Origin of the sequence: Streptomyces sp. NBRC 110028, assembly GCF_001417735.1 — a bacterium.
GTDB lineage: Bacteria > Actinomycetota > Actinomycetes > Streptomycetales > Streptomycetaceae > Streptomyces.
Map to the genome: position 1 here is coordinate 1 of NZ_BBUZ01000037.1, position 23,379 is coordinate 23,379.

Annotated in this window: 20 protein-coding genes and 1 riboswitch; of the genes, 16 read left to right on the plus strand and 4 right to left on the minus strand. The window is 70.8% G+C overall.

The features are described 5' to 3' along the window. Window positions 1–431 precede the first annotated feature (431 nt). The 4 genes from coxB to ASC60_RS29365 all read left to right on the plus strand — a co-directional run bounded on the left by coxB (window position 432) and on the right by ASC60_RS29365 (window position 4,890). A complete protein-coding gene (gene coxB / locus ASC60_RS29350) occupies window positions 432–1,394 on the plus strand; it encodes a cytochrome c oxidase subunit II (protein ID WP_055556191.1) in 963 nt (320 codons plus the stop codon). Continuing rightward, entirely contained in the window at window positions 1,391–3,130 is a 1,740-nt protein-coding gene (ctaD, locus tag ASC60_RS29355; protein WP_055556193.1) for a cytochrome c oxidase subunit I, read from the plus strand. The genes coxB and ctaD overlap by 4 nt, the downstream gene beginning before the upstream one ends. Then, complete coding sequence (locus ASC60_RS29360; protein WP_055556195.1) at window positions 3,127–3,525, plus strand: cytochrome c oxidase subunit 4; 399 nt, start codon at window positions 3,127–3,129, stop codon at window positions 3,523–3,525. Before ctaD ends, ASC60_RS29360 begins: the two co-directional genes overlap by 4 nt. A 111-nt stretch (window positions 3,526–3,636) precedes the next feature. Further along, complete coding sequence (locus ASC60_RS29365) at window positions 3,637–4,890, plus strand: Ig-like domain-containing protein (protein ID WP_055556197.1); 1,254 nt, start codon at window positions 3,637–3,639, stop codon at window positions 4,888–4,890. Between the two features lie 25 nt (window positions 4,891–4,915). Here the strand turns inward: ASC60_RS29365 and ASC60_RS29370 are convergent, their stop codons facing one another. Continuing rightward, a complete protein-coding gene (locus tag ASC60_RS29370; RefSeq protein WP_055556199.1) occupies window positions 4,916–5,317 on the minus strand; it encodes a hypothetical protein in 402 nt (133 codons plus the stop codon). Window positions 5,318–5,528: 211 nt separating this feature from the next. Between ASC60_RS29370 and ASC60_RS29375 the strand changes: the two genes are divergently transcribed. The 6 genes from ASC60_RS29375 (at window position 5,529) to ASC60_RS29400 (ending at window position 13,187) form a co-directional block, all read left to right on the plus strand. After that, the gene (locus ASC60_RS29375) at window positions 5,529–6,149 is read left to right on the plus strand and encodes a heme-copper oxidase subunit III (RefSeq protein ID WP_055556201.1); all 621 of its coding nucleotides are present in this window, start codon (window positions 5,529–5,531) and stop codon (window positions 6,147–6,149) included. Window positions 6,150–6,218: 69 nt separating this feature from the next. Then, a complete protein-coding gene (locus ASC60_RS29380; RefSeq protein WP_055556203.1) occupies window positions 6,219–7,028 on the plus strand; it encodes a c-type cytochrome in 810 nt (269 codons plus the stop codon). Further along, window positions 7,025–8,080, plus strand: coding sequence for a ubiquinol-cytochrome c reductase iron-sulfur subunit (locus ASC60_RS29385; RefSeq protein ID WP_055556205.1), 1,056 nt, complete (start codon window positions 7,025–7,027; stop codon window positions 8,078–8,080). Before ASC60_RS29380 ends, ASC60_RS29385 begins: the two co-directional genes overlap by 4 nt. Next, window positions 8,077–9,714 carry a cytochrome bc complex cytochrome b subunit gene (locus ASC60_RS29390; RefSeq protein ID WP_055556207.1) on the plus strand — a complete coding sequence of 546 codons (1,638 nt, stop codon included), beginning with the start codon at window positions 8,077–8,079 and terminating at the stop codon, window positions 9,712–9,714. Before ASC60_RS29385 ends, ASC60_RS29390 begins: the two co-directional genes overlap by 4 nt. Window positions 9,715–9,871: 157 nt before the next feature. Continuing rightward, window positions 9,872–10,951: an anthranilate phosphoribosyltransferase gene (gene trpD / locus ASC60_RS29395; RefSeq protein ID WP_055556209.1), complete on the plus strand. Its 1,080-nt coding sequence runs from the start codon at window positions 9,872–9,874 to the stop codon at window positions 10,949–10,951. 591 nt (window positions 10,952–11,542) lie between these two features. Beyond that, a riboswitch (SAM riboswitch) is annotated at window positions 11,543–11,660 on the plus strand. Between the two features lie 153 nt (window positions 11,661–11,813). Next, on the plus strand, window positions 11,814–13,187 hold the full coding sequence (locus ASC60_RS29400) for an aminotransferase class V-fold PLP-dependent enzyme (protein ID WP_055556211.1): 1,374 nt from the start codon (window positions 11,814–11,816) through the stop codon (window positions 13,185–13,187). A gap of 163 nt (window positions 13,188–13,350) precedes the next feature. Here the strand turns inward: ASC60_RS29400 and ASC60_RS29405 are convergent, their stop codons facing one another. Both ASC60_RS29405 and ASC60_RS29410 read right to left on the minus strand, forming a co-directional pair. Further along, window positions 13,351–13,632: an Lrp/AsnC family transcriptional regulator gene (locus tag ASC60_RS29405; protein WP_055556213.1), complete on the minus strand. Its 282-nt coding sequence runs from the start codon at window positions 13,630–13,632 to the stop codon at window positions 13,351–13,353. Next, window positions 13,629–14,339, minus strand: coding sequence for a rhomboid family intramembrane serine protease (locus ASC60_RS29410; protein ID WP_055556215.1), 711 nt, complete (start codon window positions 14,337–14,339; stop codon window positions 13,629–13,631). Before ASC60_RS29410 ends, ASC60_RS29405 begins: the two co-directional genes overlap by 4 nt. Window positions 14,340–14,480: 141 nt before the next feature. Between ASC60_RS29410 and ASC60_RS29415 the strand changes: the two genes are divergently transcribed. The 6 genes from ASC60_RS29415 to ASC60_RS29440 all read left to right on the plus strand — a co-directional run bounded on the left by ASC60_RS29415 (window position 14,481) and on the right by ASC60_RS29440 (window position 21,346). Further along, window positions 14,481–14,726: a hypothetical protein gene (locus ASC60_RS29415; protein WP_055556217.1), complete on the plus strand. Its 246-nt coding sequence runs from the start codon at window positions 14,481–14,483 to the stop codon at window positions 14,724–14,726. Window positions 14,727–14,745: 19 nt separating this feature from the next. Continuing rightward, the gene (locus ASC60_RS29420) at window positions 14,746–16,107 is read left to right on the plus strand and encodes an NYN domain-containing protein (RefSeq protein WP_055556218.1); all 1,362 of its coding nucleotides are present in this window, start codon (window positions 14,746–14,748) and stop codon (window positions 16,105–16,107) included. Between the two features lie 262 nt (window positions 16,108–16,369). Further along, window positions 16,370–17,395, plus strand: coding sequence for an NlpC/P60 family protein (locus ASC60_RS29425; RefSeq protein WP_055556220.1), 1,026 nt, complete (start codon window positions 16,370–16,372; stop codon window positions 17,393–17,395). A gap of 179 nt (window positions 17,396–17,574) precedes the next feature. Next, entirely contained in the window at window positions 17,575–18,693 is a 1,119-nt protein-coding gene (locus ASC60_RS29430; protein ID WP_055556222.1) for a C40 family peptidase, read from the plus strand. 81 nt (window positions 18,694–18,774) lie between these two features. Beyond that, window positions 18,775–19,998, plus strand: coding sequence for a hypothetical protein (locus ASC60_RS29435; protein WP_055556224.1), 1,224 nt, complete (start codon window positions 18,775–18,777; stop codon window positions 19,996–19,998). 205 nt (window positions 19,999–20,203) lie between these two features. After that, window positions 20,204–21,346 carry a glycosyltransferase family 4 protein gene (locus tag ASC60_RS29440; protein ID WP_055556226.1) on the plus strand — a complete coding sequence of 381 codons (1,143 nt, stop codon included), beginning with the start codon at window positions 20,204–20,206 and terminating at the stop codon, window positions 21,344–21,346. Window positions 21,347–21,397: 51 nt separating this feature from the next. Here ASC60_RS29440 and ASC60_RS29445 read toward each other — a convergent pair whose 3' ends face one another. Further along, on the minus strand, window positions 21,398–23,194 hold the full coding sequence (locus ASC60_RS29445; protein WP_055556228.1) for a long-chain fatty acid--CoA ligase: 1,797 nt from the start codon (window positions 23,192–23,194) through the stop codon (window positions 21,398–21,400). Between the last annotated feature and the right edge of the window lie 185 nt (window positions 23,195–23,379).

A 23,379-nucleotide genomic window follows, 5' to 3' on the forward strand; every position in this document is an offset into this window, starting at 1 on the left:
AGCCGCTGCGCCCGGCGCACGGCTCAGGAGAAAGCCCGCGAAGAAAGTACGCGCCACAAGGACGCGATAGGCGATGCGCACATGGCACGCACGGGCGTACGGCGCCGCCGACGCGAGGCATCACACGAACGGGGCGGTGCCCGCACCACCTGTACCCCGGCCGCCCTCCGGTCACACCCCGCGCCGTCCCCGGGCCCGGAAAACGTTCGCGGAGCAGGTCATTCCGCTGGAATTTCGCGGTGTTCCAGCGGCGATGCCACCCCTTCGGGGAGGGGCCCGGCGCGTTGGGCACCCTCCCCGCGCAGCGCCAAATGGCGTCCAGTAGGGTTTGGTCCGCATAAACATCCAAACCCCTGCCCGCACCGGGCCGGCGACCGACCAGATGACGGCCGCGGCCGACCGCGCGGGCGAGACTCTCGGGAAGGCGCTACGTGAGTCCCAACGGCTCCGACCGCTCGTCGCGGCGCCCGGTGCGGCGGAAGCTGCTGCAGGCGCTTGCCGCGGGCGCGGTCCTGGCGACCGCCACCGGTTGCACATCCAAGGACTTCCCCCGCCTCGGAATGCCCACTCCCGCCACGGAGGAGGCGCCGCGGATCCTCTCCCTGTGGCAGGGCTCGTGGGCGGCCGCACTCGCCGTGGGCGTGCTGGTCTGGGGCCTGATCCTGTGGGCGGTGGTGTTCCACCGCCGGACCAGGACCAAGATCGACGTCCCGGTGCAGACCCGGTACAACATGCCCCTTGAGGCGCTGTACACCGTGGTCCCGATCATCATCGTCTCGGTGTTGTTCTACTTCACCGCGCGCGATGAGAACGCGCTCCTCAAGACCTCCAAGAAGCCCGACCACGTAGTCAACGTCGTTGGCTACCAGTGGAGCTGGGGCTTCAACTACATGGAGAACGTGGACGGGAACCCGGCCAGCCCCAAGGCGACCCCCAAGGAGGTGTCGTCCATCCCGAACAAGATGCTCGACACCGTCCCCAAGGGCGCCGAGGGCGTCTACGACACCGGCACCCCCGGCGAGCGGAATCCGCAGAACGGCAACCCGGGTCCGACCCTGTGGCTGCCCAAGGGTGAGTCCGTCGAGTTCATCCTGACCTCCCGCGATGTCATCCACTCGTTCTGGGTGGTCCCCTTCCTGATGAAGATGGACGTCATCCCGGGCCACGCCAACCGGTTCGAGGTCACCCCGAACCGCGAGGGCACCTTCAAGGGCAAGTGTGCCGAGCTGTGCGGCGTCGACCACTCCCGGATGCTCTTCAACGTCAAGGTCGTTTCCCCGGAGCGCTACCAGCAGCACCTGAAGGACCTGGCGAAGAAGGGCCAGACGGGATACATCCCGGCCGGCATCGCGCAGACGGACCCCGCCAAGAACGCGGAGACCAAGACACAGTGAGCATCCTCAACGAACCCCAGGGTGCCGACGCAACCGCCTCGTACGAGGATGAGTTGCCGGTGCGCCGCAAGCAGCCCGGCAATGTCGTCGTCAAGTGGCTGACCACCACGGACCACAAGACGATCGGCACGCTCTACCTGGTCACGTCGTTCGCGTTCTTCTGCATCGGCGGACTGATGGCGCTCTTCATGCGCGCCGAGCTGGCTCGTCCCGGCACCCAGATCATGTCGAACGAGCAGTTCAACCAGGCGTTCACCATGCATGGCACGATCATGCTGCTGATGTTCGCCACCCCGCTCTTCGCGGGCTTCACGAACTGGATCATGCCGCTGCAGATCGGCGCGCCCGATGTGGCGTTCCCGCGGCTGAACATGTTCGCGTACTGGCTGTACCTCTTCGGCTCGCTCATCGCGGTGGGTGGCTTCCTGACCCCGCAGGGCGCGGCCGACTTCGGCTGGTTCGCGTACTCGCCGCTGTCGGACGCGGTCCGCTCGCCGGGCGTCGGTGCCGACATGTGGATCATGGGTCTGGCCTTCTCCGGCTTCGGCACGATCCTCGGTGCGGTCAACTTCATCACCACGATCATCTGCATGCGCGCTCCGGGCATGACCATGTTCCGCATGCCGATCTTCACCTGGAACGTGCTGCTGACCGCGGTGCTGGTCCTGCTGGCCTTCCCGGTGCTGGCCGCCGCGCTGTTCGCCCTGGAGGCGGACCGTAAATTCGGGGCGCATGTCTTCGACGCGGCCAATGGCGGGGCGTTGTTGTGGCAACACCTCTTCTGGTTCTTCGGACACCCAGAGGTGTACATCATCGCGCTGCCGTTCTTCGGGATCATTTCCGAGGTCATCCCGGTCTTCTCGCGCAAGCCGATGTTCGGTTACTTCACCCTGATCGCCGCGACGATCTCCATCGCGGGTCTGTCGGTGACCGTGTGGGCGCACCACATGTACGTCACCGGCGGGGTGCTGCTGCCGTTCTTCTCCTTCATGACGTTCCTGATCGCGGTTCCGACCGGTATCAAGTTCTTCAACTGGATCGGCACGATGTGGAAGGGCTCGCTGAGCTTCGAAACCCCGATGCTCTGGGCGATCGGCTTCCTCATCACCTTCACCTTCGGTGGACTCACCGGCGTCATCCTGGCGTCGCCGCCGATGGACTTCCACGTGTCCGACTCGTACTTCGTGGTGGCCCACTTCCACTACGTGGTCTTCGGCACCGTGGTCTTCGCGATGTTCTCCGGCTTCCACTTCTGGTGGCCGAAGATGACCGGCAAGATGCTGGACGAGAAGCTCGGCAAGATCACCTTCTGGACGCTGTTCATCGGCTTCCACGGCACCTTCCTGGTGCAGCACTGGCTGGGTGCCGAGGGCATGCCGCGCCGGTACGCCGACTACCTGGCGGCCGACGGCTTCACCGCGCTGAACACGATCTCCACGATCAGCTCGTTCCTGCTCGGCCTGTCGATCCTGCCGTTCCTCTACAACGTCTGGAAGACGGCCAAGTACGGCAAGAAGGTCGAGGTCGACGACCCGTGGGGCTACGGCCGCTCGCTGGAGTGGGCCACCTCCTGCCCGCCGCCGCGGCACAACTTCCTCACCCTGCCGCGGATCCGTTCCGAATCCCCGGCGTTCGACCTGCACCACCCCGAGATCGCGGCGCTCGACCAGCTCGAGCACCAGGGTGCGGCCGACGAAGACAAGGCCCTCGCGGGTGGTAAGGAGGCCGGCAAGTGAAGGTCCAAGGCCGGATGTTCCTCTGGCTCGCCGTCTTCATCCTGCTGATGGCGATCGTCTACGGCGTGTGGTCGAAGGAGCCCGCCGGTACCACGGCGCTGTTCCTCGCCTTCGGGCTGAGCATCATGATCGGCTTCTACCTGGCGTTCACCGCGCGCCGGGTGGATGTCGGGGCGCAGGACAACCAGGACGCCGACGTCGCCGACGACGCCGGTGAGCTGGGCTTCTTCTCCCCGCACAGCTGGCAGCCGCTGTCCCTGGCCGTCGGCGGCGCCCTGGCCTTCATGGGCGTGGTCTTCGGCTGGTGGCTGCTGTTCTTCTCGGCCCCGATCATCATGGTCGGCCTCTTCGGGTGGGTCTTCGAGTACTACCGCGGCGAGAACCAGAACCAGTAGCGATACCGCACAAGGGGCCCGGCACCGTACAGGTGCCGGGCCCCTTGTGCGGTATCACCCTGGTGCCTCGCTCGGCGCGCCGTCCGCCGGGGGCGTCCATAGCGTGATCGCATGAACCACACACCTCGATCTCCTCGAACCCGGGTGGTGCTCTCCAGTGCCCTGCTGGTGGCCTCGCTGATAGCGGGTCTCAGCGGATGCGGGGGCCCCTCCTCGGACCCGCTGTCCGCCAAGCCGTACGACGCCGCCGACCAGATCTCGTTCAGCGGTGAGAGCGGCGCACACAACGCCGATCCGGACCGGCCGCTCCAAGTCACCGCCAAGGGCGACGACGGCCGGATCACGGACGTCACCGCCACCGACGCGGCAGGCAGATACGTACGGGGCAAGCTGACGCCGGACGGCAGCCGGTGGCGCTCCACCGTGCCGCTGGCGGCGGGCGCCCATTACACGCTGCGGGTGTCCACGGAGGACTCGGGCGGCGCGCCGGGCCGCCGTACGATCAACTTCACCACCAGCTCCGCCCACAAGCTGCTGAAGGTCACCTTCGGGCCGAAGGCGGGGGAGTACGGGGTGGGCCAGCCGATCACCGCCAAGCTGAGCCGCGCGGTCAAGGACCCCTCGGCCCGGGCCGTCATCGAGCGGGGCCTGAAGGTCGACTCACAGCCCGCCGTGGACGGAGTCTGGCACTGGGTGGACAGCAAGACGCTGCACTACCGCCCGGCCGAGTACTGGCCCGCACACGCCACCGTCAACGTGCGCTCCAACCTCAAGGGCATCAGGATCGGCGGCGGGCTCTACGGCGACCGGGCCAAGTCGCTGCGGATCACCACCGGCGACCGGATCGAGGCCCTGACCGACTCCGGGACCCACCAGATGACGGTGCGGCGGAACGGAGAGGTGATCCGGACCATCCCGATCACGACCGGTATGCCCGGGTTCGACACCCGTAACGGCACCAAGGTGATCCTCGCCAAGGAGTCGGCGGTGCGGATGACGGGCGCCAGCATCGGCCTGGGTGCCGGTTCCTACGACCTGATGGTCTACTGGGCGGCCCGGGTCACCGAGAGCGGCGAATACGTCCACGCCGCGCCCTGGTCGACCGGCTCGCAGGGGTACGCCAACGTCAGCCACGGCTGCACCGGCATGTCCACCGAGAACGCCCGGTGGTTCTTCAACACCGTGCACCTCGGCGACATCGTCAAGGTCATCAACAGCAACGGGGACGACATGGCCCCGTTCGGCAACGGCTACGGCGACTGGAACATGGCCTGGGCCGACTGGCGCCAGGGCAGTGCCCTCGCCGCCGGCCAGCGGGACGGCAGCACCCCGGCCGACTCGGCCCGGCTCCGCCCCATGGCATGACCGCGTGAGACCGCGCGGAATGCGGTCAGGCACCCACCGCGAGCCGCTTGCGGAGCAGCCCGGCCAGCGCGTCCGTCAGGGCCACCGGGTCCACCGGATGGGTCACCGCGGCCTCCGCGCGGCTCCAGGTGGCCAGCCAGGCGTCCTGCGGGCGGCCGATGAGCAGCACCACCGGCGGGCACTGGAAGATCTCGTCCTTGATCTGCCGGCAGACGCCCATCCCGCCCGCGGGGACCGCCTCCCCGTCCAGGACGCACACGTCGATCCCGCCGTCCTCCAGCGCCGCCAGGACGGCGGGGAGGGTCGCGCACTCCACGAACTCCACCGGAGGCACATCGGCGGCGGGCCGGCGACCGGTCGCGAGCCGCACCTGTTCGCGGGTGTTCGCGTCGTCGCTGTAGACCAGCACCGTGGCGGTCGGCCGCATCGTTTCCTCCGCATCAGCCAAGGGGACTACCGGACTCCTGTGGCGGATGTTACTCCCGTACAGCCTTCCGGAGGAGGGGGCGAACCGATCTCTCCCTCCTTCGGGGGACCGGCCGGAACAGCGTCGACGAGCAGCATCGATGCCCTTGACACGGCCCTGGACACTCCGAACGGCACCCCCGGGAGTGAGGGCCGGATAAGCGACCGACATAATGTCGGTCGTGGCGACAGCAACAGCAACAGATACCGGGCACGCGCACCCGTCGGTCAACCGGCCGAACCTCACCAGCGTCGGGACCATCATCTGGTTGAGTTCCGAGCTGATGTTCTTCGCGGCCCTCTTCGCGATGTACTTCACCCTGCGATCGGTGACCGGAGCCGAGCACTGGAAGGAAATGGCGTCTTCGCTGAACTTCCCGTTCTCGGCGACGAACACCACGATCCTCGTGCTCTCCTCCCTCACCTGCCAGCTCGGTGTCTTCGCCGCCGAGCGTGGCGACGTGAGGAAGCTGCGCTCCTGGTTCGTGATCACCTTCATCATGGGCGCGATCTTCATCGGCGGTCAGATCTTCGAGTACACCGAACTGGTCAAGAAGGACGGGCTCTCGCTCTCCTCCGACCCGTACGGTTCGGTGTTCTACCTGACCACCGGGTTCCACGGACTGCATGTGACGGGCGGACTCATCGCCTTCCTGCTGGTCCTGGGGAGGACGTACGCGGCCAAGAGGTTCACCCACCAGCAGGCGACGGCGGCCATCGTCGTGTCCTACTACTGGCACTTCGTCGATGTCGTCTGGATCGGCCTCTTCGCCACGATCTACATGATCAAGTAAGCCGGTCTCCGCGACCGGAAGCACGTCCTTAAAGCATCGACGCAGAAGATCCTGACACCGGGGTAATCCGTGAAAAAGCTCTCCGCACGACGGCGCCATCCGCTGGCTGCGTTCGTCGTCCTACTCTTCGCGCTGGCGGTCACTGGGGGGCTGTACGCCGCGTTCTCGCCGAGCGAGGCGAAGGCCGATGACAGCTCCGCCCAGTCCCTCGCCATCGAGGAGGGCAAGAAGCTCTATTCCGTCGGCTGCGCCAGCTGCCACGGTACGGGCGGTCAGGGGACCTCCGACGGCCCGAGCCTGGTCGGCGTCGGTTCGGCCGCCGTCGACTTCCAGGTCGGTTCCGGCCGGATGCCCGCCCAGCAGCCGGGCGCACAGGTGCCGAAGAAGAAGAACATCTACTCGGACGCCGAGATCGAGCAGCTGGCCGCGTACGTCTCCTCGCTCGGCGCGGGGCCGGTGACGCCCACCAAGAGCCAGTACAGCACCGACAACGCGGATGTCGCGAAGGGCGGCGAGCTCTTCCGCACGAACTGCGCGCAGTGCCACAACTTCGCCGGCAAGGGCGGTGCCCTCACCAACGGCAAGTACGCGCCGTCCCTCGAGGGCGTGAGCAAGAAGCATCTGTACGAGGCCATGCAGACCGGCCCGCAGAACATGCCCTCCTTCCCCGACACCACGATGCCGGAGAAGAACAAGCAGGACATCATCGCGTACCTCGACACGGTCAACAGCGACAAGTCCAAGACCCCCGGTGGCCTTGAGCTCGGCGGGCTCGGCCCGGTCAGTGAGGGCCTCTTCGCCTGGGTCTTCGGCATGGGCGCGCTGATCGTCCTCACCATCTGGGTCGCCGCCCGGACCGCAAAGGCCAAGAAGTCATGAGTAGCCACGAGATTTCACAAGCAGAAGAGAAGCTGCCCGAGGAGCGGGCGGAGGGCGGCGCGACCGCGGTCGCGGAAGACCCGTTCGCCGACCCGGGGCTGCCCCCGCACGAGCACCGTCAGCAGGACATCGACGAGCGGGCCGCCAAGCGGTCCGAGCGCACCGTCGCCCTGCTCTTCACGGTCTCGATGCTGGCGACCATCGCCTTCATCGCCTCCTACGTGGCGCTGCCGGTCGACCAGTACATCTACGTCTTCCCGATCGGTCACATCAGCGCGCTGAACTTCGCGCTGGGCCTCACCCTCGGCATCGCGCTGTTCGCCATCGGCGCCGGCGCGGTCCACTGGGCCCGCACCCTGATGTCCGACGTGGAGATCGCCGACGACCGGCACGCCATCGAGGCCAGCCCCGAGGTCAAGGCCAAGGTCCTCGAGGACTTCCGCGACGGCGCCAAGGAGTCCGGCTTCGGCCGCCGCAAGCTCGCCCGCAACACCCTCTTCGGCGCGCTCGCCCTGGTGCCGCTCTCCGGCGTGGTGCTGCTGCGCGACCTCGGCCCGCTGCCGGGCACCAAGCTCCGGCACACCAAGTGGGCCAAGGGCAAGCGGCTCATGAACTACAACACCATGCAGCCGCTGCGGCCCGAGGACATCTCCGTGGGCTCCCTGACCTTCGCCATGCCCGAGGGCATGAGCGAGGACCAGCACGACTTCCAGACCGAGATCGCCAAGGCCGCCCTGATGCTCGTCCGGCTCCAGCCGGAGAACATCAAGGACAAGCGCGAGCTGGACTGGTCGCACGAGGGCATCGTCGCCTTCTCGAAGATCTGCACCCACGTCGGCTGCCCGATCAACCTGTACGAGCAGCAGACGCACCACGTCCTGTGCCCCTGCCACCAGTCGACGTTCGACCTCTCCGACGGTGGCCGAGTGATCTTCGGTCCGGCCGGTCACGCGCTGCCCCAGCTGCGGATCAAGGCCAATGACCAGGGGTACCTCGAAGCCATGGGCGACTTCTCGGAGCCCGTCGGTCCTGCTTACTGGGAGCGCGGATGAGTACTGCAACAGATACGGGCACGCAGCGGCGCGGCAAAGCGCCCGCGGGCGAGCGCGTCGCCGACTGGGCCGATGGCCGGCTGGGCATCTACAGCCTCGCGCGGGCCAACATGCGCAAGATCTTCCCGGACCACTGGTCCTTCATGCTGGGCGAGGTCGCGCTCTACAGCTTCATCATCATCATCCTCACGGGTGTGTACCTGACGCTGTTCTTCCACCCCAGCATGGAAGAGGTCGTCTACCACGGCCCGTACGTCCCGATGCAGGGCGTGCGGATGTCCGAGGCGTTCGCCTCGACGCTCGACATCAGCTTCGAGGTGCGCGGCGGTCTGCTGATCCGGCAGATCCACCACTGGGCCGCGCTGGTCTTCCTCGCCGCGATGTTCGTGCACATGATGCGCGTCTTCTTCACCGGCGCGTTCCGCAAGCCGCGTGAGATCAACTGGCTGTTCGGCTTCCTGCTGTTCTTCCTCGGCATGCTGACCGGTTTCACCGGCTACTCGCTCCCCGACGACCTGCTCTCCGGCACCGGTCTGCGGTTCATCGAGGGCGTGTTCCTGTCGATCCCGGTCGTCGGCACCTACATCTCGATGTTCGTCTTCGGCGGCGAGTTCCCGGGCATGGACCTCATCCCGAGGCTCTACCCGGTCCACGTCCTGCTGCTGCCGGGCATCATGCTCGGCCTGCTGGTGGCGCACCTGATCCTGGTCTTCTACCACAAGCACACGCAGTACCCCGGGGCCGGCAAGACCAACAAGAACGTCGTCGGCATGCCCCTGCTGCCGGTCTACATGGCCAAGGCGGGCGGCTTCTTCTTCCTGGTCTTCGGCGTCATCGCGGCCATCTCCGCGATCGCCACGATCAACCCGATCTGGACCATCGGCCCCTACCGGCCCGACCAGGTCTCCACCGGCGCCCAGCCCGACTGGTACATGGGCTTCGCCGAGGGTCTGGTCCGCGTGATGCCCGGCTGGGAGATCACCGCCTGGGGTCACACGCTCGTCCTGGGCGTGTTCATCCCGATCGTGCTCTTCCCGCTGGTCCTCTTCGCGATCGGCCTCTACCCCTTCATCGAGGGCTGGATCACCGGCGACAAGCGCGAGCACCACATCCTGGACCGCCCGCGCAACGCCCCGACGCGTACGGCCTTCGGCGTCGCCTGGCTGACCGTGTACTTCGTGATGCTCGTCGGCGGCGGCAACGACCTGTGGGCCACCCACTTCCACCTGTCGATCAACTCGATCACGTGGTTCGTGCGGATCGCCTTCTTCGTCGGCCCGGTCATCGCCTTCGTCGCCACCCGCCGGATCTGCATGGGCCTCCAGCGGCGCGACAAGGAGAAGGTGCTGCACGGTCGCGAGACCGGCATCATCAAGCGCCTGCCGCACGGCGAGTTCATCGAGGTGCACGAGCCGCTCACGCAGGACCAGCTGCACGTGCTCACCCAGCACGAGCAGCCGAAGCCGTACGAGATCGGCCCCGAGGTCGACGAGAACGGCGTCCGCCGCAAGGTCGGCGCGTCGCAGAAGCTGCGGGCCAGGCTCTCCAAGAGCTACTACGGCAAGGACGCCTTCATCCCGAAGCCGACCTCCGAGGAGTACAAGGAGATCACCAGCGGCCACGGCCACCACTGATCCCTTCCGTCATCTGACGCCACAGACCAGGGCCCCGGCCCGGACCTCACCGTCCGGCCCGGGGCCCTGGCCGTGGTCAGGCCGATAGGCTTGCCCTGATCGAGCGCTGATCCAGCCGTGTGGGCTGTGCGGCCCAGGCATCATTCAGGAGCGGACCATGGACGTTGTGACCCCAGCCGGAGGCGACAGCACCGCGACGGCCCGCACCTGGCCGGACGTGCTCAGCTCCCTCCTCGGCGGCCAGGACCTCAGCGCGGACGACACCGCCTGGGCCATGGACCGCATCATGCGCGGCGAGGCCACCGACGCCCAGATCGCCGGGTTCGCGGTCGCGCTGCGGGCCAAGGGCGAGACCGTCGCCGAACTCTCCGGCCTCGTCCGCGCCATGTACGGGCACGCCAAGACGATCGAGGTGCCAGGGCCGACCGTCGACATCGTCGGCACCGGCGGCGACCGCGCCAGGACCGTCAACATCTCGACCATGTCCGCCCTGGTGGCCGCCGGCGCGGGCGCGCGCGTCGTCAAGCACGGCAACCGCGCCTCGTCCTCCGCCAGCGGCGCCTCCGACGTCCTGGAGAAGCTCGGCGTCAACCTCGACCTCAGCCCGGCCCGGGTGGCCGAGATCGCCGAGGAAGCGGGCATCACCATGTGCTTCGCGGTCAAGTTCCACCCCTCGCTGCGGCACGTCGCCGCGGCCCGCCGCGAACTGGGCATCGCCACCCCGTTCAACTGGCTCGGCCCGCTCACCAACCCGGCCCGGGTCCGCTGCCAGGTGACGGGCGTCGCCGACGCCCGGATGGCGCCGATCATGGCCGGGGTGCTGGCCGAGCGCGGCTCCTCGGCGCTGGTCTTCCGGGGCGACGACGGACTGGACGAACTCACCGTGACCGCGACCTCCCAGGTGTGGGTGGTACGGGACGGCACGGTCCGCCAGGAGTCCTTCGACCCGCGTGACATCGGCTTCGACCTGGCCCCGGTGGAGGCCCTGCGTGGCGCCGACGCCTCGTACAACGCGGATGTGGCACGCCGGCTGCTGGCGGGCGAGACGGGCCCGGTACGGGACGCGGTCCTGCTGAACGCGGGCGCGGCCCTGGCGACCCTGGACTGGCACCGCGACCCGGCGGACGCCCCGCTCCCGGCCCGCATCGCGACGGGCGTCGCGCGAGCCGCCGAGTCCATCGACTCGGGCGCGGCGAGGGACGCCCTGGAACGCTGGGTGCACGCGAGCAACGCGTAGGGGCACGCGGCCGCGGCCTCTTCCCCACCCCGCCCCTTCCCGAACCCGGGAGCCGCGCCCCGGGCGCCCCGGCACCCGGGGCGCCCGGCCCCGAGGCCGGCGCCTGCCAGCGGTAGCCGGGGACGTTCGAGGAGCGGGAGCCCGAGGGGCGGAGTCGCCATTTCGGGGTGGGGGTGGTGATGCTCGGCCACCCAGCGCCGTTCCGGTGTGTGTGGAGCGGGGACCGAGGGGCGGAGCCCCGTCCCGGGTCGTGGCGGTGGTGCCCCGCTCCCCAGCCGCTCCGACGCTTGAGGAGCGGGGTCCAGGGGCGGAGTCGCCACTCCGAGGTTGGGGTGGCGATGCCCGGCTTCTCAGCGTCGTTCCGGTGTGTGTGGAGCGGAAGCCCGGGGGCGGAGTCGCCATCTCGGGGTCGTGGCGGTGATGTCCGGCTTCCCAGCCGCTCCGGCGTTTGAGGAGCGGGGTCCAGGGGCGGAGCCCCGCAGTGGGGGGTCGGGGGCTTGCCCCCGGTTCGGGAAGGGGCGGGGTGGGGGACAGGTCCACTATGCGGACGAGGGGATGGGCACCGCGCGGCGCCGTGGCATAATCGCGCCAGGTCACGAGCGACAGCGACTTCGGCCCCGGCCCGCTGTCCGGCAACCCTCCGTCCGTGGCGGGGTGCCCCGGGTGATGACCAGGCCGCTCGCAGCGAGGCGCGCGGCAAGCGCGGACCCCTCGCACTAGGGGTCCTGGTGGTCGAGGGAGTTCTTCCGTGACGCAGCGAATGCGCTAGGGCCGCAGCGCCCGTTTTCCCACCCGCTCCGCGCGGATCCGCCGTGCGTTGAGCCATGTTCCGCATGCCTGCGACCCATCGGGAGAATTCGCCATGTCCGTGTGCCCTTCTGCAGTCGAGACCTCCGCCCCGCTCGCCGTCCTCGGCAGTGACGTCACCGTGCCCCTGGTCACCGGCGGCGAGGTGACGTACGCCGCGCTCGACTACGCGGCCAGCGCGCCCGCCCTGCGGCGGGTGTGGGACGACGTCGCCGCGTACGCCCCGTACTACGGGAGCGTTCACCGGGGGGCGGGCTACCTGTCGCAGCTGTCGACGGACCTGTTCGAGACGAGCCGCAAGGAGGTCGCGGCGTTCCTGGGGTGCCGGGCGGACGACCAGGTGGTCTTCACCCGTTCGACCACGGACTCGCTGAACCTGCTGGCCGCCGTAACTCCGACCGGTGCGGAGGTGTTCGTGTTCGAGACCGAGCACCACGCCTCGCTGCTGCCGTGGGAGCAGCGGGAGGACGTGCGGGTGCGCTACCTGAGCGCGCCGCGCTCGCCGCGCGAGGCGGTGGAGACGCTGGAGAGGGCGCTGGCGGAGCGGGACGGGGGCCCGGCGCTGGTGTGCGTGACGGGCGCGTCGAACGTGACGGGTGAGCTGTGGCCGGTGGAGGCGCTGGCCGCGGCGGCGCACGCGCACGGCGCCCGTATCGTCCTGGACGCCGCACAGCTGGCCCCGCACCACCCGGTGGACATCGCGGAGGCGGACGTGGACTGGGTGGCGTTCTCGGGGCACAAGCTGTACGCGCCGTTCGGGGCGGGGGTCCTGGCGGGCCGGGCCGACTGGCTGCGCGAGGCGCGGCCGTATCTGGCGGGCGGCGGCGCGAGCCGCAAGGTCGCGCGGCGGGACGACGGCGGGGTGGACGTCGAGTGGCACACCACCGCGGCGCGGCACGAGGCGGGCTCGCCGAACGTGATCGGGGTGTACGCGATCGCCTCGGCGTGCAAGGCGCTGTCCGAGGCCGGGTTCGACGGTCTGGTGGCCCGGGAGCGGCAGCTGATCGCGAAGGTGCGGGAGGGGCTTGCGGAGGTGCCCCAGGTGCGGCTGCTGTCGCTGTTCGGCGACGACGCGCCGCGCGTGGGGGTGCTGTCGTTCGTGGTGGAGGGCTGGAACAGCTCCCACTTCGCGGCGGCGCTGTCCGCGGAGTACGGGATCGGCGTACGGGACGGGCTGTTCTGCGCGCATCCGCTGCTGCGGACCCTGCTGGACAGCGAGCCGGGTGAGCAGGGGGAGTGCGGGGCGCCCGAGGCCGCCCCGGGGGAGCGCTCTCTGAACGCGATCCGCGTCAGCTTCGGCGCGGGCACCCCGGACGAGCACGTGGAGCGCTTCATCCGGGCGGTGAAGGAGCTGGTCCGGGACGGCGCGCGGTGGGACTACCGCACGGAGGACGGCCGCTGCGTGCCGGCGCGCCAGGCCGTGCGCTAGCTAGTGCCGCGTCAGCCAAGGTTCACCCCGCTCGCCGCCCTGGCACGGCCATCTGCGGCGTTGCCGAATCGACCGAGTAGGCCCACTACGAGGCCGATCCGGCGCCTTGCATCTGACCGCACCAGGACGCCTCGCTACCGGGCAAACCTTGACTGACGCGGCACTAGCTGTCGAGGCCGATCGCGAAGGCGGCCTCCAGGTCGTGCTGGGAGTAGGTGCGGAACGCGATGTGCGTCTCGGTGGAGGCCACACCGGGGACCTTGGAGATCTGGCCCGGAATGATGTCCGCGAGGTCGTCGTGCCGGGCCACCCGCACCATGGCGATCAGATCGTGCGCCCCGGTGACCGAGTAGACCTCGCTCACGCCCTCGATCGCGGCGATCTTCTCGGCGATCTCCGGGATCCGGTCCACGCTGGTCTTGATGAGCACGATCGAAGTGATCACGGCTGGCTTTCTCCCTCGCTGGACCTGGCTGCGCCGCCCACTCTATCCGGCCGCCCGAACCGGGCCCACGCGTAGAGAAAACCCAGGGTGAAGCCCACGAGATGGGCGAGGTAGGCCACTCCGGGGCGGGCGTCGGCCTGGCGGGCGGCGAGCCACTGGAGGGTGACCCAGAAGATCAGCACGACCCAGGCGGGGAAGCGCAGCGGGAGGAAGAAGAGGAACGGGAACAGGCTGGTCACCCGGGCGCGCGGGAAGAGCCACAGGAAGGCGCCGAGGACGCCGGAGATGGCGCCCGAGGCGCCGACCAGCGTCTGCGGGGAGTCGGCGTGGGCGGCGGCGTAACCGAGCAGCGCGAGATAGCCGGTGACGAGATAGAAGAGGGCGAAGTGCATGCGTCCCATGCGCTCCTCGGCCATCGCCCCGAAGACGTAGAGGAACAGCATGTTGCCGAGGAGATGCAGCCAGTTGCCGTGGACGAAGAGCGCGGTCAGCGGGGTCAGCGGCGCGGCGGGGGTGCCGTTCCACAGGGCGGCGGGGACGACTCCCCAGCGCTCGAAGTACGAGGTCTGGGCCTGGAGAAGGTGTCCGCCGGAGCCGTAGCGGGGGTCGAGCCCGGAGGCCGGTCCGAGGACGAAGATCAGGCAGCAGGTGACGATGAGGGCGTACGTCATCACGGGACGGCCGGACCCCGCCGACTTCTCGATCATGGGCAGATCATCGCGTACCCGGCACAACCTGCACAGAGCGCCTCGCCGCCGCCCGGTGGTGGGTACGGGCCCGGCATGGCCGAGTGCTCAGGCCGTAGGGTGACAGCACGCCGATGAGCCGAGAAGCGAGGACGCGACACCATGGCCGTTCCCACGCCGACAGCCGGGACCCGCTGGCGCTGCACGCTGTGCGGCAACCTCACCCGTTTCGATGTGACCCGCTCGACGAAGGCGGTCGAGTTCGTCCACCTGGATCTGGCCGGGGAGCCACGGGTCGAGGAGCGCGATGTGGTCAGTGAGACCATTGAGTCAGTGCGTTGTCGCTGGTGCAACGCGGTCGACCAGATCGAGCTGGTGGACCGCCCGAGTACGAACGCGAGCGCCTGAGAAGCGAAGCGAGGAGAAGGTGGTGGACCGGACGGGCGGCCGCGAGGCGGCCGGTGACGCCGAGGGCGTCGCCGAGGCGCTGGACCGCCCCCTGCCGGAAGGGGTGCGGCGGCGCGTGGTGGCGCTGGTCGCGGACGCGTTCGGTGGTCTGACGGTCGCCGAACTGCCACCTCAGCTGCGGCAGTACGCCCGCTTCACCCCGAACCGGCGCGCCAAGTTCGCGGGGAACGCGATGGCCGCCGCGGTGGAGAGCGACCCCGTCTTCCGGCAGCGGATCGCACAGCGGCTGCGTGAGACCCAGGCGGAGCTGGCCGAGGCCATAGAGGGCGGTTCGCCGCCCGCGGCCGCGGATCCGGTGGACGTGGCGGCGGTGGCGTACGTGCTGCGCCCGGCGGGCTGGGTGAAGCTCGTCGAGGCGGCGGGCGAGGAGGCCCAGCGGGCGTCGGCGGAGCGGGCCGGCGAGGAGGCGGAGCGCGAGCTGCAGCGGCTGCGCGAGGAGCTGGCGGAGGCCCGGGCGGCGGCGCGCAAGGACGCGGACCGGGCCCGCTCGGAGCTGGACGCGGCCCGCAAGGAGACGGACGCGGTGCAGCGCAAGCTGCGCAGCGCGCAGAGCGATGTCAAGCGCGGTGCGGCGGCGCTGCGCAAGGCCGAGGGCGAGCTGGAGGCCGTACGGTCGGAGGCCGCGTCGCGGCAGGCGGCCGCCGACGGCGAGGCGCGGCGGCTGCGGGCCCGGCTGGCGGAGGCGGAGTCGGCGCTGGAGGCGAGCCGCCGGGCGGTGCGCGAGGGCCGAAGCGTGGAGGACATGCGGCTGCGGCTGCTGCTGGACACCGTACTGGACGCGGCCCAGGGGCTGCGCCGCGAACTGGCGCTGCCGCCCGCGTCGACGCATCCGGCGGACTCGGTGGACGCGGTCGAGCCGGGGAAGATGACGCCGAAGGACATAAGCACCAGGGCGCTGTCGGAGATGGACCCGGCGCTGCTGGACCAGTTGCTGGCGCTGCCGCAGGCGCATCTGGTGGTGGACGGCTACAACGTCACCAAGACCGGTTATCCGACGATGCCGTTGGAGAAGCAGCGGCTGCGGCTGCTGGGCGGGCTCGCGGTGCTCGCGGCGCAGACGGGCGCGGAGATGACGTGTGTCTTCGACGGCGCGGAGCTGGCGGCTCCGGTGCTGCTGGCGCCGCCGCGCGGGGTGCGGGTGCTGTTCAGCAAGCCCGGGGTGACGGCGGACGAGCTGATCCGGCAGCTGGTGCGGGCCGAGCCGCCGGGCCGTCCGGTGGTCGTGGTGTCGACCGACCGGGAGGTCGCGGACGGGGTCGCGCGCGCCGGAGCGCGCCCCGTGGCATCCGCCTTGTTGCTGAAACGACTTGCGCGTACCTGACGGCGGCTAAGCATCAGCGCAGCGTCAATTGACCGTCACTGCCCGTGCGATGTTTGTAAAAGATGCGCCTGTGGCCGATTTTTTTGCCGCCGGGATTTGAACGGATCACGGCAGGGTCACTAATGTCGGCTCGAACCTTCGCGCGGTTGATCACCCATCCGGGGTGACAGCGGGGGTACCGCCGAGTCCGCGGCGTATCCGCGGAGCCGGGGTCGCACCTCAACCCCTGGTAGGCGGCCGGAGGAAGAAGGAGCTCGCCTTCGTGGCGTCCCACCGTCGACCCAAGCAGCCGAGCCGCACTCGGGTATCCGTTCTGACGGCGACCGCCGCTGCCGCCGTCGCCCTCACGTCCCAGGCCGCCCAGGCCGCTCCGAAGCAGGACAAGAAGGACGTCAAGGAGCAGGTCGACAGGCTCTACGAAGAGGCGGAGCAGGCGACCGAGAAGTACAACGGCGCCAAGGAGAAGCAGGAGAAGCTGGAGAAGCAGGTCGGCGACCTCCAGGACAACGTGGCGCGCGGCCAGGAGGACCTGAACAAGCTGCGCGACAGCCTGGGTTCGATGGCCACCGCCCAGTACCGCACCGGCGGTATCGACCCCTCCGTGCAGCTGCTCCTCTCCTCCGACCCGGACACCTACCTCGACAAGGCGTCCACCCTCGACCAGGTGACCGGCAAGCAGGCCGAGGCCCTGCGGAAGATCGCCGACAAGCAGCGCACGCTCAAGCAGCAGCGCGAGGAGGCGTCCACCAAGCTGCAGGACCTGGCGGACACCCGGAAGGCCCTGGGCGAGAAGAAGAAGGACATCCAGGGCAAGCTCACCAAGGCCCGCAACCTCCTCAACACCCTCACCGCGCAGGAGCGCGCCAAGATGGCGCAGCAGGAGAAGGAGCGCGCCAACCGCTCCAGCAGCCGGGTCGACCTGGGCAGCGAGGTGCCCGACTCGCAGCGGGCCGCCGCCGCGCTGGCCGCCGCCAAGACCAAGATCGGCTCCCCGTACGTGTGGGGCGCCACCGGCCCGTCCTCCTTCGACTGCTCCGGCCTCACCGGCTGGGCGTACCAGCAGGCCGGGGTCCAGCTGCCGCGCATCTCCCAGGACCAGGCCAACGCCGGTACCCGCATCGGCCGCGGCGAGCTGAAGCCCGGCGACCTGGTGCTGTTCTACGGCGACCTGCACCACATAGGCCTGTACGCGGGCAACGGGCAGGTGCTGCACGCGCCCAAGCCCGGTGCCGGTGTGCGCTTCGAGTCGATGGACAACATGCCGTTCCAGTTCGGCGTGCGGGTCTGACGTCCGTCCGTTCGGGCGAATCGGTACAACTCCCCACGACTCCCGCCCCGTCGGTGACCTGCGGTCTCCGGCGGGGCGTCATTTTGTGTGCCCGCGATCGGCTTTGGACCCCGGGTAGTCGCACCGCTACTGTCTGCCCGCAGTTCCTCACCGACACCGCGGAAGGGAGTGCGGCTCCCATGGCGTCCTCTCGTCGCCACTCGAAGCCCGGGCCCGTCCGGGCCACCGCCGTCTGGACCGCCGCCTCGGCGGCCGCCGCCACCGGCGTCGCGCTGGCCGTCCCGGCCGGGGCCGAACCCCACGACACCACGACGGGCCACCCCGCGGCCCGGACCGCCGCCCCGGCGGCCGCCCCGGCCTTCGCCGACCGGACCGACATCGACCGGGTCGACCGGCTCTACGAGCAGGCGGAGCGGGCCACCGAGCGCTACAACGCCGCCGGCACCCGCGCCCACCGGCTGCGCCGCCAGGTGGACCGCCTCCAGAACCGGGCGGCCCGCGGCCAGGAGCGGGTCAACCGGATGCGGATGGCGCTCGGCGCGATCGCGGGCGGGCAGTACCGCACCGGCGGCTTCGACCCGGGCCTCGCCCTCCTGCTCTCCTCCGACCCCGCCCACTACCTCGACCAGGCCGCCATGCTGGACCGCATCACCAGCCGCCAGGCCGGTCAGCTGCGGGCCCTGGCACGCGCCCGGCGCACCCTGCTGCAGCAGCGCACCGAGGCCGCGGCCCAGCTGGTGAAGCTGGAGCGCAGCCGCCGGGCCGTCGCCCGCCACAAGCGCGAGATCCGGCGCAAGCTGGCCACCGCGCGACGGCTGCTGGGCGCGCTGCGCCCGGGGGAGTGGGAGGCGTACGCACGCGCCTCGCGTGCCGGGGACGGGCACGGGGCGTACGCCGTACCCGGCGCGCCCCCCGGCGCCCCCTACGCGACGACTGATCTGCCGCCGTCCTCACCGCGCGCCGCCGCCGCGTTCGGCGCGGCGCGGGCCGCGCTCGGCCTGCCGTACGCCTGGGGCCAGGCCGGGCCCACCGCCTTCGACTGCTCCGGGCTGACCCAGTGGGCCTACCGCCGGGCCGGGGTGGCGATCCCGCGCACCTCCCAGGCCCAGGCGCACACCGGGCAGCCGGTGCCGCTGTCCCAGGCCCGCCCCGGCGACCTGGTCGTCTACCGCTCCGACGCCGGGCACGTCGCCATGTACGCCGGGGGCGGACGGGTCATCCACGCGCCCTACCCGGGGGCGACGGTCCGCTACGACCCCGTCGGCATGATGCCGATCTTTTCCGTCACCCGTCTCTGAGGCGCTGCGGCGGCTCGTACGATCTATGGCGTGACGGGTCGGTGGAGATCGGGGCGATGGCGGACGGCACTCTGTCTGCCGATGGTGTGGGCGCTGCCGCTGGCCGCGCTCACCGCGTGCGGCACGACCGTTCCGCCCGACGACCCCGCGGGGCGCGACGGGCGCGCCGTCCAGCGCCTGCTCGACCAGCGGGCCGCCGCGGTGCGCGGCCGGGACGCGGCCGCCTTCCTCGCCACCGTCGACCGCGGCTCGGCCGGCTACCGGGCCGAACAGCGGCGGGTGTTCCGCCGGCTGTCCGCCGTACCGCTGCGCTCCTGGACGTACCGGCTGGTGCACACCGGCGGCTTCCGGCCCGCCGTGGGCACCGGCCGCCGCCTGGCCGCCCAGGTCGAACTCCGCTACCGGCTCGCCGGATACGACACCGCCCCCGTCGTCGCCCCCCAGTACCTGACCCTCGCCCAGCGCGACGGGCGGTGGTTCATCGCCGACGACGACGGCCGGGTGGACGGCAAACGCGGCGTGGACCAGCTGTGGGACCAGGGCCGGGTCGATGTCGTGCGCGGCAAGCGCAGCCTCGTCCTCGGCGTCGGCCAGAACCGCGGGCTGCTGCGCGGGGTCGCCGCCACCGCCGACCGGGCCGTGCCCGCCCTCGACCGGGTCTGGCCCGGCGACTGGGCCCGGCGGGTCGTCGTCGAGGTGCCCGCCTCGCTGGACCGGATGGCCGCCCTCCTGGGTGCCTCGGCGAGCGGCTACCGGGGCATCGCGGCCGTCACCACCGGCGAGGTCGGCGGCGCGAGCGACTCCTCGCCCGCCGACCGCGTGATCGTCAACCCCGACGCGTACCGGGCGCTGGGCGACTTCGGCCGCCAGGTCGTGATCACCCACGAGACGGCGCATGTCGCCACCCGGGCCGCGACCACCGCCGCCACCCCGCTGTGGCTCTCCGAGGGCTTCGCCGACTGGACCGGCTACCGCGCCCCCGGCCGTATCCCGAGCCAAGTCGCCCCCGAACTCACCGAGTCCGTGGCCTCCGGCCGCCTCCCCGCGTCCCTCCCGCCCGACGACGCCTTCCGCTTCGGCAGCCGCCCCGACCGCCTCTCCGAGGCCTACGAGGAGGGCTGGCTCGCCTGCCGCCTGATCGCCGACCGCTGGGGCGAACGCAAGCTGGTCGCCCTCTACCGCGCGGTCGGCGCGGCCCCGCGCCGGGAGGGGGCGGTGGAGGACGCGCTGCGGAAGGTACTGCACGTGAGCCTGCCGGACTTCACGGCCCAGTGGCGCACGTACGTGGCCCGGACCCTGCGCTGAGCCCCCGGCCGGCGGCCGGGTTGTGCCCACCCGTTCCGCCAGGGGGCACCTCCCAGCGGTCGGGTCACATCCCGGCCCCTCCGGCGATTGAGGAGCGGGGGCGTGGGGGCGGAGCCCCCCGTGGCCGGGGCGGAGCCCCGGGCCGGGTAGCGGCGGCGTGGGGGACGGGACCCCCGGCCCCAGCCACCCGGTACTGTCGGCTCCGATGGACAAGACCCTGCTCGTGACCAACGACTTCCCGCCCCGCCCCGGCGGTATCCAGGCGTTCCTGCACAACATCGCCCTCCGCCTCGACCCGGAGCGGGTCGTCGTCTACGCGTCCACCTGGAAGCGCGGCGAGGAGGGCGCCGAGGCCACCGCCCGGTTCGACGCCGAGCAGCCGTACCCCGTCATCCGCGACCGCACGACGATGCTGCTGCCCACGCCCCGCGTCACCCGCCGCGCCACCGAGCTGCTGCGCGAGCACGGCTGCCGCTCGGTGTGGTTCGGCGCGGCGGCGCCGCTCGGGCTGATGGCGCCCGCGCTGCGCGGGGCGGGCGCCGAACGGGCGGTGGCGACCACGCACGGGCACGAGGCTGCCTGGGCCCAGCTCCCCGCGTCCCGGGCCCTGCTGCGCCGGATCGGCGAGGGGACGGACACCCTCACCTACCTCGGCGAGTACACCCGCTCCCGCATCGCGGCCGCCCTCACCCCCGAGGCCGCCGGCCGCATGGTCCAACTGCCGCCGGGGGTGGACGAGAAGACGTTCCACCCCGGCTCGGGCGGGGACGAGGTCCGGGCCCGGCTGGGGCTCGCGGAGCGGCCCGTCGTGGTCTGCGTATCGCGGCTGGTGCCGCGCAAGGGGCAGGACACGCTGATCGAGGCCATGCCGCGGATCCTCAAGCGGGTGCCGGACGCGGTGCTGCTGATCGTCGGGGGCGGCCCGTACGCCGCGGATCTGCGCCGCCTCGCGGAGACGACGGGCGTGGCCGGCAGCGTACGGTTCACCGGCCCGGTGCCCTGGGAGGAGCTGCCCGCCCACTACGGCGCGGGTGACGTCTTCGCCATGCCGTGCCGTACGCGGCGGGGCGGGCTGGACGTCGAGGGCCTGGGCATCGTCTACCTGGAGGCGTCCGCGACCGGGCTCCCCGTCGTCGCCGGGGACTCCGGCGGCGCGCCGGACGCGGTGCTGGAGGGCGAGACGGGGTGGGTGGTGCCGGGCGGCTCCGCCGGGCAGAGCGCGGAGCGGATCACGGCCCTGCTGGAGGACGAGGCGCTGCGCCGCCGGATGGGCGAGCGGGGCCGCGCCTGGGTCGAGGAGCGCTGGCGCTGGGATCTGCTGGCCGACCGCCTGCGCTCTCTTCTTTAGGACGAAGAGCCCGGGGCGCGGCCCGCCCCGGGCTTACGCGGACGGCGCGGCTCAGCGCCCGTACAGCGCCTCGATCTCCGCCGCGAAGTCCTTCGCCACCACATTCCGCTTCAGCTTCAGCGAGGGCGTCACATGCCCCGAGTCCTCGGTGAACTGCTGCGTCAGGACCCGGAACTTCCGCACCGACTCCGCCTTCGAGACCGCCGCGTTGCCGTCGTCCACCGCCGTCTGGATCTCGGCCAGCAGCTCGGCGTCCTCGCACAGGTCGGCCACCGTCGCGTCGGCGGGTTTGCCGTGCTCGGCGGCCCAGCGGGGCAGGAACTCCTCGTCCAGGGTGATCAGCGCGCCCACGAACGGGCGGCCGTCGCCGACGACCATGCACTCGGCGATCAGGGCGTGCGCCCGGATGCGGTCCTCGATCACCGCGGGGGCGACGTTCTTGCCGCCCGCGGTGATGATGATCTCCTTCTTGCGGCCGGTGATGGTGAGGTAGCCGTCCTCGTCGAGGGTGCCGACGTCCCCGGTGTGGAACCAGCCGTCGGACAGCGCCTCCGCCGTCGCCGCCTCGTTGTTCCAGTACTCCGTGAACAGATGGTCCCCGTGCAGCAGCACCTCGCCGTCGTCGGCGATGCGGACCACCGTGCCGGGCATCGGCTGGCCGACCGAGCCGATCTTCTGCCGGTCCCACGGGTTGAAGGTGGTGGCCGCGCAGGACTCGGTCAGGCCGTACCCCTCCAGCACCGTGAAGCCGATGCCCCGGTAGAAGTGGCCGAGCCGCTCGCCCAGTGGGGCGCCGCCGGAGATGGCGTGGGTGGCGCGGCCGCCGAGGGCGGCGCGCAGCTTGCCGAAGACCAGCCGGTCGAAGACCCGGTGCTTGAGCCGGAGCCCGAAGGACGGCCCGCCCGGGGTGTCCAGCGCCTTGCTGTAGGCGATGGCGGCGTCGGCGGCCTTGTCGAAGATCTTTCCCTTGCCCTCGGCCTGGGCCTTGGCCCGCGCCGAGTTGTAGACCTTCTCGAAGACGCGCGGCACGCCCAGCACCAAGGTCGGCTGAAACGCGACGAGTTCGTCGGTCAGCGTCTTGATGTCCGAAACGTGGCCGAGTTTGATCGGTGCCAGGACCGCGCAGATTTCCACCAGCCGCCCGAAGACATGCGCTTCCGGGAGGAACAGCAGCACGGAGGACTCGCCGGTGGCGAAGATGGGCTTGAGCCGGGCCACCGCGTTGCCGCATTCGGCGAAGAAGCTGCGGTGCGAGAGGACGCAGCCCTTGGGGCGGCCGGTGGTGCCCGAGGTGTAGACGATGGTGGCGGGGGAGTCCGCGGTGGCGAGCGAGGAGCGCTCGTCCACCGTCTCGTCCGTGACGTCCGACCCCAGCGTCCGCAGCGTCCCGATCGCGTCGTCCTCGATCTGCCAGATGTGCTTGAGGTCGGGCAGGGTGTCCCGTACGGACTCCACGGCCGCCTCGTGCACCCCGGTCTCGACGAGGGCCGCGACCGCGCCCGAGTCGCTGAGGATCCACCGCACCTGCTCCGGTGAACTCGTCTCGTACACCGGCACGGTGATGGCGCCCGCGCTCCAGACGGCGAAGTCCAGGAGCGTCCACTCGTAGCGGGTGCGCGACATCAGACCGACCCGGTCGCCCGGCGACACCCCGGCCGCGATCAGGCCCTTGGCGGCCGCGCGCACCTCGGCCAGGAAGTCCGCCGCGGTGACGTCCTCCCACCGGCCGCCGACCTTGCGGCCGACCACCGCCACATCCGGGTGCTGCGCCGCGTTGCGTTGGATGAGGTCCGTCAGATTGCCGTCGGCCGGAACCTCGTACAGGGCCGGAAGGCTGAACTCGCGCAAGACTGCTGCTCCTCATGGGCGCCGGCGCCGCTGCAGGGCAATGGGGGTTGGACTGCCCGGACGTTACCCATCGGTATGGCTCCGGGATAGGGGTTTCCGTACAGATGTTTGATGCGTCACACACCGCCTTCATGCTGCCCGCAGACTAGTCGACGGCCACCGTGGCCGGTAAGGAACCGCAGGTG

Excerpts from the sequence above, each read along its gene's own strand:
- ASC60_RS29430 (WP_055556222.1), top strand. The coding sequence starts at position 17,575 with ATGGCGTCCTCTCGTCGCCACTCGAAGCCCGGGCCCGTCCGGGCCACC.
- ASC60_RS29400 (WP_055556211.1), top strand. The coding sequence starts at position 11,814 with ATGTCCGTGTGCCCTTCTGCAGTCGAGACCTCCGCCCCGCTCGCCGTC.
- ASC60_RS29370 (WP_055556199.1), bottom strand. The coding sequence starts at position 5,317 with ATGCGGCCGACCGCCACGGTGCTGGTCTACAGCGACGACGCGAACACC.
- ASC60_RS29410 (WP_055556215.1), bottom strand. The coding sequence starts at position 14,339 with ATGATCGAGAAGTCGGCGGGGTCCGGCCGTCCCGTGATGACGTACGCC.
- ASC60_RS29385 (WP_055556205.1), top strand. The coding sequence starts at position 7,025 with ATGAGTAGCCACGAGATTTCACAAGCAGAAGAGAAGCTGCCCGAGGAG.
- ASC60_RS29390 (WP_055556207.1), top strand. The coding sequence starts at position 8,077 with ATGAGTACTGCAACAGATACGGGCACGCAGCGGCGCGGCAAAGCGCCC.
- ASC60_RS29440 (WP_055556226.1), top strand. The coding sequence starts at position 20,204 with ATGGACAAGACCCTGCTCGTGACCAACGACTTCCCGCCCCGCCCCGGC.
- ASC60_RS29365 (WP_055556197.1), top strand. The coding sequence starts at position 3,637 with ATGAACCACACACCTCGATCTCCTCGAACCCGGGTGGTGCTCTCCAGT.
- ASC60_RS29375 (WP_055556201.1), top strand. The coding sequence starts at position 5,529 with ATGTCGGTCGTGGCGACAGCAACAGCAACAGATACCGGGCACGCGCAC.
- trpD (WP_055556209.1), top strand. The coding sequence starts at position 9,872 with ATGGACGTTGTGACCCCAGCCGGAGGCGACAGCACCGCGACGGCCCGC.
- ASC60_RS29435 (WP_055556224.1), top strand. The coding sequence starts at position 18,775 with ATGGTGTGGGCGCTGCCGCTGGCCGCGCTCACCGCGTGCGGCACGACC.
- ASC60_RS29415 (WP_055556217.1), top strand. The coding sequence starts at position 14,481 with ATGGCCGTTCCCACGCCGACAGCCGGGACCCGCTGGCGCTGCACGCTG.